Raw genomic sequence first — 15828 nt, 5'->3', positions numbered from 1 at the left:
TGCGGCCTAACAAAAACTATACAAACTGTATGAAGAACACTCCTTTCACACAAAAACACATTGCCCTTGGCGCCAAGATGGCTGAGTTTGCCGGCTATAATATGCCCATTTCTTATAGCGGCATAAACGATGAACATGCTGCGGTTAGAACCAACGCCGGCGTATTTGATGTAAGCCATATGGGCGAGTTTATTTTGAAAGGAGAAAATGCGCTGGACCTTATTCAACGGGTTACCTCCAACGACGCTTCCAAATTAACAGCCGGCAAAGCCCAGTATAGTTGCCTGCCCAACGAACAGGGTGGTATTGTTGACGACCTGCTGGTTTATTGTATTGAAGAGAATAAGGTGTATATGCTGGTAGTAAATGCTTCGAACATTGAAAAAGACTGGAACTGGATCTCGAAGTTCAACACCAAAAATGTTGAGATGCATAACATTTCCGACAAAACCTGCCTGCTGGCTATACAAGGCCCCAACGCTACTAAAATGCTGCAGGCCTTAACGGATATAGATATTCTTAATTTAAAGTATTACACGTTTGCCAAGGGCAAATTCGCAGGGGTCGATAACGTGCTGATCAGCGCCACAGGTTATACCGGCGCCGGCGGCGTGGAGATCTATTTTGAAGATAAAGATGGCAGTGCTTCAACTATCTGGGATGCCATTTTTAACCTGGGCGCACCGCAAGGATTAAAGCCAATAGGTTTAGGCGCCCGCGATACCTTGCGGTTGGAAATGGGTTTTTGCCTGTATGGAAATGATATAGACGATACCACTTCCCCATTGGAAGCCGGTTTGGGCTGGATCACCAAATTCGCAAAAGACTTTACCGCCCGCCCCATCCTGGAAAAACAAAAAGCCGCCGGGGTTACCCGTAAACTGGTTGGGTTTGAAATGATTGACAAAGGCATTCCCCGCCATCACTACGAGATAAAAGATGCAGCCGGTAACAAAATTGGTTTTGTTACTTCGGGCACGCAAGCACCCAGTTTACAAAAAGCCATCGGTATGGGCTATGTAAATTTGAGCCATGCAACCCTGGATACTGAAATATATATTGGCGTTCGTGATAAGCTGTTGAAAGCAAAGGTGGTGAAGTTCCCTTTTGTATAATAAGCTATAAGGCACAGGAATCAAGGCACAAGGCTTATATGTCGGGCGTACAATTAGTGGACAATGCCCGAAATTAAGCGCTTGTGCCTTTTTTGTTATATGCCGATTCTGGTACTTTGCGCCTTTTACTTTTGTTCCTGAACCTCGGGTCTTGAGCCTTATGCCCTGTACGTTGAAAAACTTGTATCTTATACCTTTACTTGGCTTGCTTATTGCTGCTTGGGGGAGACGGTTTTTTAATATGATTCTCGTATGCCAACCATTCATTTAACAACCTTTATTGCCGCGCCTATTGAAAGGGTTTTTGATTTAAGCCGTAGCATTGAATTGCATAAAAAATCAATGGCCAATTACCGCGAACAAGCCGTTGCAGGCACTACTATAGGATTAATTAACCTGAATGAAACGGTAACCTGGAAAGCCAAACACCTGATGAGAACCAGGGTACTACAAGTGCAAATAACTGCTATGGAACGGCCTTTCTCATTTACCAATGAAATGAAGAAAGGCGATTTCAAAAGCATGAAGCACGAACACCACTTCAAGGCCATTGAAAATGGCACGCTGATGATAGACATCTTCTCATTCGAAGCGCCCTTTGGCGGATTGGGTAAATTTTTCAGCGGCCTCTATCTGTCGAACTACATGGAAAAATTGTTGGAACAGCGGAACCTGTTGATAAAGGAATATGCTGAAAGTAATAAATGGCAGCATGTATTAGACAATTAGCAATAGAGCCAATAGACAATATGCAATATCCACCTCTTCGAATTCCCGTCCTTGTCGAGGCCCGCGTTTAAGGCAACAGGCAATAAGTAAGCGAGGATTTGCCCATTGTCGATTGTCAATTGCCAATTGATTTAATTACTTTTGCGGTTTATTTGAATTATGTCAAACAGCAAACCGACTCTCTACACATCCCCGTCTCCCGCGTTACTTGATTTATACGATATTAATAATACCATTGTAGTGATCATCGATGTGTTCCGTGCCACATCTACCATTGCTACCGCCTTGCACAATGGGGCTAAATGCATTATACCGGTTGACAGTGTTGCTAAATGTATTGAACTGGGAAAAAAGATAGAAGCGATCACTGCCGGTGAACGTGATGGCAAAGTAGCGGAGGGATTGGAATACGGCAACTCTCCCTTTGAATATCCAAAAGAGTTTATTGGTGGTAAAACACTGGTGTTAACCACCACCAATGGTACAAAATTATTACATATGGCATTGGATCGGGGAGCAGGGCACATCATTACCGGTTCATTCCCCAATCTGTCGGCCGTGTGCGACTATCTAATACAACAGCAACAACCTGTATTGTTGGGTTGTGCCGCCTGGAAAGACAGAGTGAATATGGAAGATATGTTATTTGCAGGCGCTGTTATTAACCGGGTAAAAGAACATTTTAATATCAATTGCGATAGTTCAGGAATTGCCGAAACCTTGTACCGGAATGCCAAAAGCGACATGTACGGGTTTATTAAAGAAAAGAATGCGACCCACTATCAACGGCTTACCAATTTTGGTTTGGAGAAAGATATCAGGTATTGCCTAACGCCAGATATAGCCAATGTGCTGCCTTTTTATGAAGAAGGCAAGTTAGTGATCCATGATGAGAAGCGCTAAGCCATGCAATAGCTCGGCCACAAAAACAATATTTTAGGAATCCTTTAATAAACAATTTCAATTCCCTGTGCGTTATTTGCACAGGGATTTCTTTTTGCAGCAACTCCATGTTGGTTCGTTCTATCCTGATAAAATATAATACGGCTGTATATACCTGTTGATAGGGCAGGCTTTAGGTTAACCCTCTTAGTTAGGGCTATGGCTGGTAGTTAATGGCTGTCAGGAAAGGCAATAAAGATCAGCCTGTAAGACTGGGAGTGATTGAAAATAAAGCCCCGCACGCTACTTACCCACTAACCAGGTAAGGGTAATACCTTATAGTGTGTAGAAGGGCCTTTATTGATCCTGGATAATAAATTATACACATCCTTTAACGGGTTATCAGTGAGTATTTGGCTGATTATAATGCTTAAACTGCAGGCCGGGAGCTGTTTTTATTAAAAAATATCAGTTAAATACAACAGATCAGTCATTATGTAAATAATTTTTTATAATATTTGTGCTGCAATTTGATAAGGGTGGAATTGAATTTGCATATCCTTCATAAAGTCTGTTTGTAGATCATTTCATAATAAGGTGCCGCAGCGACAGAGACATAAAAATAGCAGGAATTGACCGGCCGAAAAAAGTAGCCCATTTACCCTGATTTAAGTTCTCAGGGTTAAAAAAGTGACAGAAAAGCGGGATCAAACCCAAAAATTTTTGCTTTTTGTAAATTTGGCGTATTATTGTGTTTGGAATAGGGCTGATAAGTCATACCCGATACTCACAAAGCTCATCAGTTATTCTTTTCCACGCATATAAACTCATTTCAATTTTTCAACTGATTTTTCAACGAACAAAGTTTGCTCGTCTGATTAAGGTGTTAACTCACAAGTTATTTTATGTATGACATTTTGCAATTGAACGACATGCTCGTTCCAGAACTGTTAGATATTGCTGAACAGTTAAAAATACCCAACGCAAAAAAATTAGATAAACAGGAACTAGTATATAAAATCCTCGATAAGCAGGCTGTAATGGCCAGCGCAGTAAAGAATGGTGCTGCTGATGAAAAAGGTAAACGTAAACGAGTGGTAAAAACTACTACTGCTAACGCTACAGAAGAAGCTGATGTAGTAAGTGGTGATGAGAAACCAGTGCGTAAAGAACTGAAGAAAGAAGCTCCTAAAAAGAAAGTGATTGAAAAGCCTGCTCCGCCGGTGAAGAAAGGACGTAAAAAACCAGAGCCCGAAGAAGAAGAAGAGGACGAAACCACGCCCATATTACCTGTGATGAACGATGATAGCGATGAAGATGAAATGCCAGAGATCCAGGAACATGATGAGGATGACGAAGAAGAAGGGCCTCACACAATCATTGCTCACCAGGACCACGAACGAATAGCAGAGCCACAACCTTCAGTAGAACAGCAACAAAAATCATATCCTCATCGTCGCGAATCTGCCTTTAATATAGAGTTTGACGGCGTTATTATGGCAGAAGGTGTGTTGGAAATGATGCCCGACGGATATGGCTTCTTACGCTCTTCAGATTATAACTACCTCTCTTCTCCAGATGATATCTATGTTTCCCCTTCACAGATAAAATTATTTGGCTTAAAAACCGGCGACACCATTTTTGGTGCTGTTCGTCCGCCAAAAGAAGGTGAGAAATACTTTGCGTTGTTGAAAGTAGAAACCATCAATGGTAAACAACCTGAAGATGTTCGCGACCGGGTTCCTTTCGATTATCTCACTCCATTGTTCCCATTCGAAAAGTTAAACCTGTTTACCGCTCCCAATCAATATAGCACCCGTATCATGGACTTATTTACACCCATTGGTAAGGGACAACGCGGATTGATCGTGGCGCAACCTAAAACAGGTAAAACGGTGTTGTTGAAAGAAGTGGCCAATGCCATTGCTGCCAATCACCCCGAATGTTACCTGATGGTAGTGCTTGTTGATGAGCGCCCTGAGGAGGTTACCGATATGGAACGCAGTGTACGTGCGGAAGTAATTGCCTCTACATTCGATGAACCCGCTGAAAAGCACGTAAAAGTGAGCACTATTGCGTTGCAAAAAGCAAAACGTTTGGTAGAGTGCGGTCATGATGTAGTGATCCTGTTAGACTCAATTACCCGTTTGGCCCGTGCGCACAATACCGTAGCGCCTGCTTCCGGTAAAGTATTATCGGGTGGTGTGGAAGCGAACGCCATGCAGAAACCCAAACAATTCTTTGGTGCTGCCCGTAAAATTGAAAACGGCGGCTCACTAACTATATTGGCAACAGCATTGATCGATACCGGTTCAAAGATGGACGAGGTGATCTTTGAAGAGTTTAAAGGTACCGGTAACATGGAATTGCAGCTCGATCGCCGGTTGGCAAACAAGCGCGTATTCCCTGCTATTGACCTGGTAGCTTCTTCTACCCGACGCGATGACCTGTTGTTGGAACGCGATGTATTGCAACGTATGAACCTGCTGCGTGTATATCTTACAGATATGAATACGGAAGAAGCTATGCACGAATTGCTGAAACGTATGCGCGGTACGAAAGACAACTACGAATTTTTAGCAAGCATGAACGGCTGAAGGCCAACTGCTTCTAATCATAATAAAAAGCCATCCCGCTAAAACGGGATGGCTTTTTTAATGTCTCTACCTTTATTTTATGCATTTAACTTTTAATGACTGGATAGGTTTTATTGGAGTTTTTATTTTACTCCTGGCCTACCTGATGAACCTGGCGGGAAAACTTTCAAAAGACGGCTTGTTGTATATCGGGCTTAATATCGTGGGGGCAGGATTGGCCTGTCTGGCCTCCTGGCTTATCCATTACCTGCCGTTTGTATTACTGGAAGGCACGTGGACCTTGGTGTCGCTGGGTGCGCTGATAAGGCATTTCAGAACGAAATAAGCGATAAATATGTAATGGCGCGTCACTCAAGATTTAACCAGCGCATCAATTTTTTTCGCCAGTTGCCGGTCTTTATCGGTAACCACATCGCCGGCGCTGTGCGTACTGAGCCATACCTCTACCTGGTTCCATACGTTGGTCCATAAAGGATGGTGGTCCATTTTCTCAGCCTCCAGGGCAACGCGGGTCATAAAGGCGAATGCCTCGGAGAAGTTCCTGAATTCAAACTTCCGGTATAGTTTGTTGTCTTGTTCCTGCCACATAAGAATAGTTTATAGTTTATGGTTTATAGTTTATGGTTTATGGTTGTGTGAAATGGTGAATGGAGAATCTGAAATAGCTACAAGCTGCATGCTGCAAGCGAATACAAATATAGCCGAAAGTGGAAAGTTCAAAGCAGGAAGCAAATACAGCTACACACTGTATTCAACTTCAACATTGGAAATTGAACATTCGATATTCGTCTGTTTTTTGTGTTACCTTTCTCATTCCTCATTCTTCATTTCACATTTCTCATTTAAAATATCAGGTGTCCTTTATTCTTGATCTTCTCATTCGTTAACTCCATCACCAGCTGAACGCCGGCGATTGTTTTAACTGAATCTAATATTTGCTGAAAATACGCGTCGGGCACGGTATCGCCTTTCATGAGCCATAAAAAATCAAGGTGTCTGAATTCGGGCAACAGGTATTCGCCGTCAAATTGATTGTTATATAAATAATGTACCAGGCTGCCTACGGGTTCGCGGTATTCAAAAACGGAGAAATAATAGTTGCGCTTTTTTTTTTGCAGTTGGATCTCTATATCATTGTTTATGCGAAAATCAAAGTGCAGTAAATGGTTCAGGTGCCAGCAAAACTGGTAACTTTTCAGGGGCGCCACAATACCAGCCAATCTTGTATTGTCGAAAAAATCATTGGCTAAATCATCAAAGTCGAGCTTAAGTTTCATGCCATAATATTGCCATAAAGGTATAAAACTTAGAATTCAACATTGCCTTCTTTCATTTCTTCTCCCCTTTTATACTTTACCGTGGTTTTATCGCCCTTATTGAACTTCGATAATGCCTGCATGTAGGTTTCCAGGGAGTTGGTGTCGAAGCTACCCAGTTGTATAATAATATCCCCTGTTTGAATACCTGCTTTTTGCGCAGGCCGTCCATCGTTCACACCATCTACCCGAACACCGTTGCCAGAGAAGGTATAGTCGGGCATTATACCAAGCGTAACATTAAAACGGGCTGCGGTAGAAGCGGCGGGTTCGCGTGTTTTTTGAAATGCCAGCTTGCCTTTTGTATTAGTAAGGGTAACCAGGCTTTCAATGTATTTGATAATGATGGCTTCGCCGGTAAAATTGATCTTGTTATGATCATCGGTTGGTTTATGATAATCGCTATGCAAACCGGTAAAAAAGAAAAGCACCGGAATATTCTTTAAATAGAAAGAAGTATGATCGCTGGGACCCGTGCCGCTGGAATCGAATTTAACAGTAAAATATTTCTGTTTGTTTAGCGCGGTAAATACGCTTCCCCAGGAGGGCGAGGTACCGTAACCGCCAACGGTCAATGCTTTGCTGGAATCGTTTAACCGGCCAACCATATCCATGTTCACCATATAATTCACTGTTGCCAGGTTAATGGTTGGGTGCTCTGTAAAATACTTCGAGCCAAACAAGCCCAGCTCTTCGCCCGAGAAAGCGATGAACACGTAATTGTTGTTTTTATCTTTTGATAGTTTCAGCAGACGGGCCAGTTCAATTAAAGCGGCTGTTCCGCTGGCATTATCATCAGCGCCATTGTGGATCTGTTTTTCGCCGGTACCGTGCTCGCGCGGTAACATGCTATGGCCATCTTCGCCATAACCTAAGTGATCGTAATGCGCGCCAAAAACGATCGTACTGGGAGCGCCGTTATTAATGATGCCAATGACGTTGTGGCCGGTCCTTTTTTTATCACCGATTATCGTTTTTAAACGAATATCCAGTGTGGCCGATTCATCGGAAAGATATTGTTTGCAGGCTTTGGCCGTTAAATAAACCACAGGAATTACCGTTGGCTGCGAGTTGTCTTTCCCATCAAATTTTAAATTATCGGTTATGCCAGAACTGTTATATACAAACAATGCGGTAGCGCCTTTTTCAGCAGCTTTTGTGGCAATGGTTTTAATGGCATTGGTTAAATCGAAATGCGGATTTTCTTTATTCTCTTCCAGCACGTCTTTCAGGTCATCGAACCAGGGAACGCCTTTTTCTTTCAATGCAGGCGATACGGCCGCTTCGAGGCTTGAGCCCGGACAGAATACAAAAGGGAAAAATTCATCATTTAATTTCAGTTCACGATCGTTTATGAACAACAAAGTGGAAGCGCTGATCTGCTTTCCATCATAAATTTCAAATGGCTGTAGCCAGCCCTGTTCGCCTTTCGGTTCCAGGCCGGCTTTTTGAAATTGGCTGCTGATGTATTCGCGTGCAAGTTTTTCTCCGTTAGTACCGGCCCTTCTGCCTTCCAGCTTATCGTCTGCGAGGTACACAATGTGTGCCTGCAGGTTGGTAATCATAACCTTATCGGCTTTCTTCAACTTCTGGCCAACTGAAGAAAAGGAGGCGAACAATAGAATGATCAATAAACGCATGAACAGGTTCATTGTACTAATTTTTCAGGCTTAGGTGCAAACAAAGGTATAATTAGACAAAGCCTATACCAATAATTGTTTGTCATAAAATCATATAATTTTAAAACCGGTTAGCAGGCTGTAAAAGCGCTATCAGCCGGCTTTCCGGCGTTCAACCCCGGGCAGAAATAATACTATTTTAACACATTTTTCGGGTTAAAGTAAAAGAAGTAAGTTTTCCCTGGCACCCCTATTCAAAATAGATGCAATTTGTTGCTGTTTTTGGCCGTTACAAGGGAGTAAGCGAACAAATTATTTTATTTGCTGTTTGTAAAAGCCTGTTAACCGGATAATTCGGAAACAAGTGTGCTTCAATGTGCTATATTAATTTTGTTCAAGATCGTTTTTTTCTTTATAAGCTCGCCTTTTTTCCTTTACTTTTGCAGATTGCCCTTTTTTGAACAAGCGGCAAACAGGAAATTTAAATAATAGCATGGCACTACCTCATCTTATAAAGTACGTGTATACCAATGGAACTGACGAAGTGATCCGTAGGGGAAAAAAGATACACGCCATCGGATACGTTGAATTGGTGGATTATGATGAATTACTCGATTCTGTAACCTTTCGGGTTAAAGACGATAGCTATAGTACCTATTACAAAGTAAACATACAGAAGTTTAAAGACTCACGTACGCTTTCGGTTCGTTGTGCGTGTCCCTATAACCTGGGCGATATCTGTCGCCACGAAGCTGCCGCGCTTATTCAGCTACAGGAAATGTTGGATAAAAATATGCTGAAGACCGAAAAGGTAGATTATGATCAGAAGCACACCGTGTTGAAGATGAAGTTCATTGATCTGAAAACATTACGTTTGCTGTGCTCGCCCGAAACTTACACCGAAGCTGAAAAATACCTGCGTACGCAAAGGGCAGATATTGAATATGCACAGGATGAAGTAGTAAAAGCTACCGTTAGCATTGATGGTACGCCCTGGAAAGTGGTTATTCGCAAGAACGAAGAAAGAAATTTTGATACCAGTTGCAATTACGAAGATCGTCAGCACCCGCTTTGTTTACCTAAAGTGATCGTTTTTCTGCAATTGCTGAACTCTTATGGTCCCTATTATTTTGACAGTATACGTAACTGGGATAAAGAAAAAAATAAGTTACTGGAAGCCTATGGGTATTCGCTGAGCGATGACCTCAACGGTAAATTTGAATTCACCTATAAAGACGGCAAACCTTTTTTACGGGTGCTGGATGCTTCCATTAAACGCATATCGCCACAGGATGCCTCGCGGGCTAAACCAAAGCCGGTGATGGCAGAAGTACCGGCTGCTGCTGAAACAGTGTCGGTTGAAGAGCCGGAAAAGACAATCCCGTATTCACATCGTATAGGCGTGGTGTTTAATTTCAACTATGAAAGTTATCCTGGTTTTTCCGTTGACGCTATTAGCGGTGAAATAAATGAAGAAGCTACGCAATTCACGGGTAAAGTTGAAAAGCTTGACCTGAGCAAGTTTGTTAACATTGAGGTATATAGTGAGAATGATAAGCAAATGATACCCCAGTTGCGTAAAATGCAGGATGTGGAGGTAACGAAATACCTTAACCGCAACTCGCCTTTCAGCGGCATTTGGGAAAACATCATTCATCATGAAGAAGATGACCTGCCCGAGGAAACCAAGGCTTTGATGGTAGAATACCTGCATCCCAAACTGAAAAAACTGTTTGCGGATATAGCGGCAAATCCTTTTGTGTTTTATTTGAATGGCAAGAAGGTTTTCAAAACAGAGAATCTGCATACGGCGGGCATAGTAACGGATTACATTACGCCGTACTTTAAAGTTATTGCCGGAAAGAACAATTATGAGATCGAGTGCTGGGTAAAGCTGAACGGACAACAAGTGAATATCAGCGATAATGGCATCAACAGCAGTTTGGTTTTCTTTTATAACGATAATTTGTTTTTGTGGGATAAGCCTGAAGACGTGAGCCTGGTGACCCAGTTCCATGGAAAAGGAAAACTGGTTTATTCAAAAGCCGACTGGCCCGAGCAATTGCGTAAGATGGTTTTACCGCTTACCAAAGAATACCATGTTGAATTTGATGGCACGCTTGTAAGCGAAGTAAAAGACGGCGATCCCGAAAAGCGCGTGGTGTTGCAGGAAAAAGGCGATTACCTGGTATTTCAACCGTTGTTCTCATATAAAGGCTTTGAAACAAAACCGGGCGGTAAAGACGAGCTGGTGATCCCAGACACCGAACGCGTTGTGATCGTTCACCGGAATAAAGAAAAAGAATTACAGTTTATAAAGAAACTGGAAGCGCTGCATTCCGGGTTTATAAGACCTGAAGGCGGCCAGCAACTGGCGCTGAAAGGCAGTGATGTGTTGAAGAACAACTGGTTTTTCCTGTTTGTTGACGCGATGAAGGAATTGAAAATTCCTGTGTTCGGGTTTGATGCATTGAAGAACTTCCGCTTTAATACCGCGCGACCGCAAACAAAAATTCATATCAGCAGCAATACCGATTGGTTCGATGCACGGGTTGATATTTTGTTTGGCGATCAGAAAGTGACCATCGCAGATGTGAAGAAGGCGCTGGCCAACCGGCAACAGTTTGTACAATTGAATGATGGAACTTTAGGTATCTTACCCGAGGAGTGGATCAAAAAATACTCCCTGCTGTTCAGAGTGGGCGAGGGTAAACAAAATCAATTGCGCCTGTCGAAATACCACATGAGCGTGATTGATGAATTGTACGACAATCGCAGTGAAGAAGAACTGGTATTGAAGCTCGAAGAGAAATACGAACAATTAAAAAGCTTTAACAAGATACAGGAGATACCGCTTCCTGAACACCTGAAAAGTATTTTGCGTCCTTACCAGGAACACGGGTATCACTGGTTGCATTACCTGAGTGAAATAGGCTGGGGGGGTATTCTGGCCGACGACATGGGTTTGGGTAAAACCGTGCAGGCTTTGTCGTACCTGAATTATTACAGAACAAGCCGGGGTAAGTTGCGCGCGTTGGTGGTTTGTCCTACCACGCTGATGTTTAACTGGGAGAATGAGATCAAGAAGTTTACACCGTCGCTTACTTATTATATTCACCACGGCGGCGAAAGAACAAGAGGCAAAGAACAATTCATGAGTGCCGAGATCATCATTACTACTTATGGAACATTGCGCAGCGATATAAAACTGCTGGTAGAAATTCCATTTGATTATGTGGTGCTGGATGAATCGCAGGCTATTAAAAACCCCAGCAGTAAAGTTACCAAAGCCGCCTGCCTGTTACAATCGAAGAACAGGATCTGCCTGAGTGGTACGCCATTGCAGAACAATACCTTTGACATTTTTGCGCAGATGAACTTCCTGAACCCGGGTATGTTGGGTAGCGTAGAGTTTTTCAGGCAGGAGTTTGCGATCCCTATTGATAAATTTGGTGAGGCCGATCGCAAAGACCATTTACGTAAATTATTATATCCTTTCATTTTACGCCGCACCAAGGAGCAGGTGGCCAAAGACCTGCCAGATAAGATCGAGACCATTTTGTTTTGCGAAATGGAGCCTGAGCAGCAAGCTATTTATGACGCCTATCGCAACGATTTCCGCGATAAGATCATGGGCACCATTGAACAGCAGGGTATACAACGTTCCCAATTGACCATCTTGCAGGGTTTGATGAAACTGCGGCAGATCTGTGATTCGCCCGCGATCCTGAATGAAGCAGAGAAATTCCCCAACCATTCAATAAAGCTGGAAGAATTAGCCCGTGAGATCACAGAAAATATCAGTAACCACAAAGCGCTGGTATTCTCGCAGTTCCTGGGTATGCTTGCCCTCATCAAGGAGAAGTTGAAAGAGCTGGAAGTTGATTTTGAATACTTCGACGGAAGTACTTCTGCCATTGATCGGGAAAAGGCCATTCAGCGTTTCCAGAATGATGATAACTGCCGCGTATTCCTGATCTCACTGAAAGCGGGTGGTGTGGGTTTGAACTTAACTGCTGCCGACTATGTGTACATTGTTGATCCCTGGTGGAATCCCGCGGTTGAACAACAGGCGATTGACCGTACACATCGTATCGGGCAAACAAAGAACATCTTTGCCTACCGTATGATCTGTAAAGACACTATTGAAGACAAGATCCTGCAACTACAGGATAAAAAACGGTTACTTGCTAAAGACCTCATCACGGATGATGAAGGATTTGTGAAGTCACTTACCAGGGAAGACGTGGAATATCTTTTCAGTTAGATAAACACCTGGTTTACATCAATAAAATTTTCCAACTATGCCACGAGACTCCTTCGCATACAACGTAGGGATCGTGGCATAACTATTTAACAGAGTACTGTTTAACTTATCCCCTTTTTCCGCCACAAGTTTATCGGTGGGGTGGCGTCTAAAAGTTTATATCTCTAACGTTCATTAACCATACATGAAAACAATTTTTACCCTGTTTATTGCAAATTTTCTAATAGCCACCGCTGGTTTTGCCCAGAAAAGAGTTTCAGGCAGCATACAGGGTAAATTGTATGATACCCTTTATAGAGAGACCCTGGTAGACGCTACCATTACTGTTTTACATGCAACCGATTCAACCGTAATATCTTATACCCTTGCCAACCCACAGGGTGAATTTCAGATCAAAAACCTCGATGCCGGTACTTACCGCTTAATGATAACCTACCAGGGGTATACGCCAAAGTATAGAAGGTTCACCATTTCAGCCGATTCATCCAACATACAGTTTGGCACCATTTACATGGATAAGAAGAACAGTATGTTGCAGGAAGTAATTGTGGAAGCACCGCCTATTCAGGTAAAGAAAGATACTGTTGAATACCGCGCAGATGCGTTTAAAACAAAACCCAATTCTACTGCAGAAGACCTTTTAAAAAAATTGCCCGGCGTGCAGGTTGATAAGGAGGGGAATGTAAAAGCACAGGGTGAGGATATACAGAAAGTGTATGTTGATGGAAAAGAGTTTTTTGGTACCGATCCTAAACTGGCTACCAAAAATATCACGGCCGATATGATTGAATCGGTACAGGTATTTGATGATATGAGCGATCAGGCCAAATTCACCCGCATTGATGATGGCAGCCGCTCAAAAACATTGAATATAAAATTGAAGAAGGATAAACGCAAAGGTTATTTCGGCCGCTTTATTGCCGGTGCGGGCGATAACGATCGCTACCAGGCCAGCGCCATGTTCAACCGGTTCGATAATGATCGCCGCATTTCTATACTGGCCGGTTCAAATAACCTGAATAAACAATCCTTTTCATTTTCAGATGTTGTTAGCAATATGGGTGGTTATGGTTCACGTGGCGGTGGTGGCGGCTTTGGCGGCGGTGGTGGAGGTGTTCGCATGGGCGGCGGAGGTGGTGGCCGCGGCGGACAAGGTGGCGGCGGTGGATCTACCGGATTTAGCAACTTTGGCAGCAGCAACACCGGTATAACAAAAGCTACCAATGCAGGGATTAATTATACTGACAAATGGGGCAGTAAAGTAGATGTGACAGGCAGCTATTTCTTTTCACAAAGCGAAAACCGGAAAGAACAACAAAGTCTTACGCAACAATTATTCGATGATTCTTTGGTGTTGCGCAATGAAGACATGAGTTCTATCAACAAGAACCAGAACCACCGGTTTAATCTGCGTTTTGAATATTACATCGACTCCATGAACTCATTGTTGTATACGCCTAACCTGGTGTTACAACACTCTGAATCTTATACCTACGATTCTTTATTTACCCGCTCGGTTAAAACCGTAGATTATTTAGCCAATGAGGGCAAAAGCATAAACACCAATACCCGCGACGGCATCACGCTCAACAACAATTTATTGTACCGCCGAAGGTTTAGGAAAATGGGCCGCACTTTAACCATTGGTTTTAACAACAGCATCAGCAATAGTGATGGAGAAGGTACCTCGCAATCGCCCTTGCGATTTTATGATGCCAATGGTAACTTATTAAGCATAACCAACCAGGATATTAAATCTTCTCAAAAAACAAAATCATTAAGTAACGTTGTCAGTACTTCTTATACTGAACCAATAGGTAATAATAAGCTCCTTGAAATAAATTATGCTTATACCAACCGGCATACCACCAGCGACCGCGATGCTTATAATTACAACCCTACTTCACTTAAGTACGATTCATTGAATATGGCCCAGACCAATTATTTTGAAAATGATTTCATCGCGCACCGGGCCGGCGCCAACTTCCGCGTACAAAACAAAAAAATTAACTGGCAGGTAGGCGCTGCCGTTGAATATTCTGAACTTAATAATCACAGTATAAGGGCGTTGACAGGCGACAGTACGCTTAAACAGGAGTTCCTCAACTTTTTCCCTACAGCTAATTTCAATTACACATTTAGCCGTTCAAAGAATTTACGGTTGTTTTACCGGGGAAGAACCAATCAGCCGACTGTATCGCAGTTGCAGGATGCGCCTGATGTATCGAATATTTTATCAATTAGCAACGGTAACCCTGCCCTGAAGCAGGAGTTTGTGCATAACGTTAATATCAATTACAACACGTTCGATGCTACAACTTTTAAATACTTATCAGTTAATGTTAACCTGGGCACAACACAGAATAAAATTGTGAACAGTGTAGACAGTTTGTCATCGGCCTTGAAAAGCAAACTGGGTATTGATAATACTGTACAAGGCGCGCAATACATAACTCCCGTAAACCAGAATGGCGCATTCAATACATCATCATTTATAACACTGGGCTTGCCGTTAAGAGGAAAGTTGAAAGGAAGCAGCCTGAATTTTAATAATAACATCACCTATAACCGGGATATAAGTATCATTTACAAAAGACAAAATGTAACCAACTCTTTTGTTGTTACACAAACGGCCGGTATTAACCTGGACATTAAGCAGGTGTTGATCCTCGGCCTGAATGCCAGCCTTGCATATAATAAAGTTTCTTATACCGCGCAGTCAAATCTGAATGATGATTATTACACGCAAACCTACTCGGCAGATATCAGCTATACCTTTCTTAAAAGCCTGGTATTTTCTACCGACTTTGATTACTTTGTAAATACAGGCCGGGCAAACGGCTATAACCAAAGTATACCATTGTGGAATACCAGCCTTGCTGTGCAAATGTTCAAGAAGAAGAATGGTGAGCTGAAGTTTTCTGTAAATGATCTGTTGAACCAGAACCAAAGCATTTCGCGAACAGTAAGTGAGAACTACATACAGGATACCCGCTCCACTGTATTACGGCGTTATTTTATGCTCACCTTTACCTATAATCTCAACCGGGCGGGCAATAACCAACAACGGCAGGGCCCCAGGTTACCGCGTAGTATAGAACGGCAAATGGACCGCCAGATGAATAACCCTTAAAAAAAATCCCCTCCCGGTTTATCGGGAAGGGCTTAGCACATACATATTGTGGTTTCAGAGGTAAGTGCTATTCGTTATAATTAATAGTTTCTATTTATTAATTAGTGGAATTTTCTTCTTACCGGTGATGGTGTACTGATAGGTGAATTGCCAAGCATAACTACAGCAAT

10 protein-coding genes are annotated in these 15828 nt (G+C 42.6%); 7 read left to right on the top strand and 3 right to left on the bottom strand.

Going from position 1 to position 15828, the window contains the following annotated elements; all coding sequences use genetic code 11:
* The first annotated feature begins 29 nt into the window (after positions 1-29).
* From gcvT to FAM09_RS06940, 5 genes are all read left to right on the top strand, one after another.
* Positions 30-1115 carry a glycine cleavage system aminomethyltransferase GcvT gene (gcvT, locus tag FAM09_RS06960; RefSeq protein WP_136576323.1) on the top strand — a complete coding sequence of 362 codons (1086 nt, stop codon included), beginning with the start codon at positions 30-32 and terminating at the stop codon, positions 1113-1115.
* A 252-nt stretch (positions 1116-1367) separates the two neighbouring features.
* On the top strand, positions 1368-1844 hold the full coding sequence (locus FAM09_RS06955; RefSeq protein ID WP_136576322.1) for an SRPBCC family protein: 477 nt from the start codon (positions 1368-1370) through the stop codon (positions 1842-1844).
* 159 nt (positions 1845-2003) lie between these two features.
* Positions 2004-2747, top strand: a complete 744-nt coding sequence (locus tag FAM09_RS06950; RefSeq protein ID WP_136576321.1) for a 2-phosphosulfolactate phosphatase — start codon at positions 2004-2006, stop codon at positions 2745-2747.
* A gap of 884 nt (positions 2748-3631) precedes the next feature.
* Complete coding sequence (gene rho, locus FAM09_RS06945; RefSeq protein WP_136576320.1) at positions 3632-5323, top strand: transcription termination factor Rho; 1692 nt, start codon at positions 3632-3634, stop codon at positions 5321-5323.
* Positions 5324-5402: 79 nt separating this feature from the next.
* Entirely contained in the window at positions 5403-5648 is a 246-nt protein-coding gene (locus tag FAM09_RS06940; protein WP_136576319.1) for a CBU_0592 family membrane protein, read from the top strand.
* Positions 5649-5674: 26 nt separating this feature from the next.
* On the opposite strand, the gene FAM09_RS06935 is transcribed toward FAM09_RS06940, so the two are convergent.
* The 3 genes from FAM09_RS06935 to FAM09_RS06925 all read right to left on the bottom strand — a co-directional run bounded on the left by FAM09_RS06935 (position 5675) and on the right by FAM09_RS06925 (position 8291).
* Positions 5675-5911, bottom strand: a complete 237-nt coding sequence (locus FAM09_RS06935; RefSeq protein ID WP_136576318.1) for a 4a-hydroxytetrahydrobiopterin dehydratase — start codon at positions 5909-5911, stop codon at positions 5675-5677.
* Positions 5912-6165: 254 nt separating this feature from the next.
* Entirely contained in the window at positions 6166-6600 is a 435-nt protein-coding gene (locus FAM09_RS06930; RefSeq protein ID WP_136576317.1) for an IPExxxVDY family protein, read from the bottom strand.
* 29 nt (positions 6601-6629) lie between these two features.
* Complete coding sequence (locus tag FAM09_RS06925; protein WP_136576316.1) at positions 6630-8291, bottom strand: M28 family peptidase; 1662 nt, start codon at positions 8289-8291, stop codon at positions 6630-6632.
* Positions 8292-8751: 460 nt separating this feature from the next.
* Between FAM09_RS06925 and FAM09_RS06920 the strand changes: the two genes are divergently transcribed.
* Entirely contained in the window at positions 8752-12525 is a 3774-nt protein-coding gene (locus FAM09_RS06920; protein ID WP_136576315.1) for a DEAD/DEAH box helicase, read from the top strand.
* Between the two features lie 184 nt (positions 12526-12709).
* The gene (locus FAM09_RS06915; protein ID WP_136576314.1) at positions 12710-15658 is read left to right on the top strand and encodes an outer membrane beta-barrel family protein; all 2949 of its coding nucleotides are present in this window, start codon (positions 12710-12712) and stop codon (positions 15656-15658) included.
* Positions 15659-15828 lie beyond the last annotated feature (170 nt).

Source organism: Niastella caeni, assembly GCF_004834005.1.
GTDB classification, from domain to species: domain Bacteria; phylum Bacteroidota; class Bacteroidia; order Chitinophagales; family Chitinophagaceae; genus Niastella; species Niastella caeni.
The sequence above is the reverse complement of the archived record's forward strand: the minus strand, read 5'-3'. Positions and strand labels throughout refer to the sequence as shown.

Coding starts and splice junctions, on each gene's coding strand:
- gcvT (WP_136576323.1), top strand. CDS start 30: ATGAAGAACACTCCTTTCACACAAAAACACATTGCCCTTGGCGCCAAG.
- FAM09_RS06955 (WP_136576322.1), top strand. CDS start 1,368: ATGCCAACCATTCATTTAACAACCTTTATTGCCGCGCCTATTGAAAGG.
- FAM09_RS06950 (WP_136576321.1), top strand. CDS start 2,004: ATGTCAAACAGCAAACCGACTCTCTACACATCCCCGTCTCCCGCGTTA.
- rho (WP_136576320.1), top strand. CDS start 3,632: ATGTATGACATTTTGCAATTGAACGACATGCTCGTTCCAGAACTGTTA.
- FAM09_RS06940 (WP_136576319.1), top strand. CDS start 5,403: ATGCATTTAACTTTTAATGACTGGATAGGTTTTATTGGAGTTTTTATT.
- FAM09_RS06935 (WP_136576318.1), bottom strand. CDS start 5,911: ATGTGGCAGGAACAAGACAACAAACTATACCGGAAGTTTGAATTCAGG.
- FAM09_RS06930 (WP_136576317.1), bottom strand. CDS start 6,600: ATGAAACTTAAGCTCGACTTTGATGATTTAGCCAATGATTTTTTCGAC.
- FAM09_RS06925 (WP_136576316.1), bottom strand. CDS start 8,291: ATGAACCTGTTCATGCGTTTATTGATCATTCTATTGTTCGCCTCCTTT.
- FAM09_RS06920 (WP_136576315.1), top strand. CDS start 8,752: ATGGCACTACCTCATCTTATAAAGTACGTGTATACCAATGGAACTGAC.
- FAM09_RS06915 (WP_136576314.1), top strand. CDS start 12,710: ATGAAAACAATTTTTACCCTGTTTATTGCAAATTTTCTAATAGCCACC.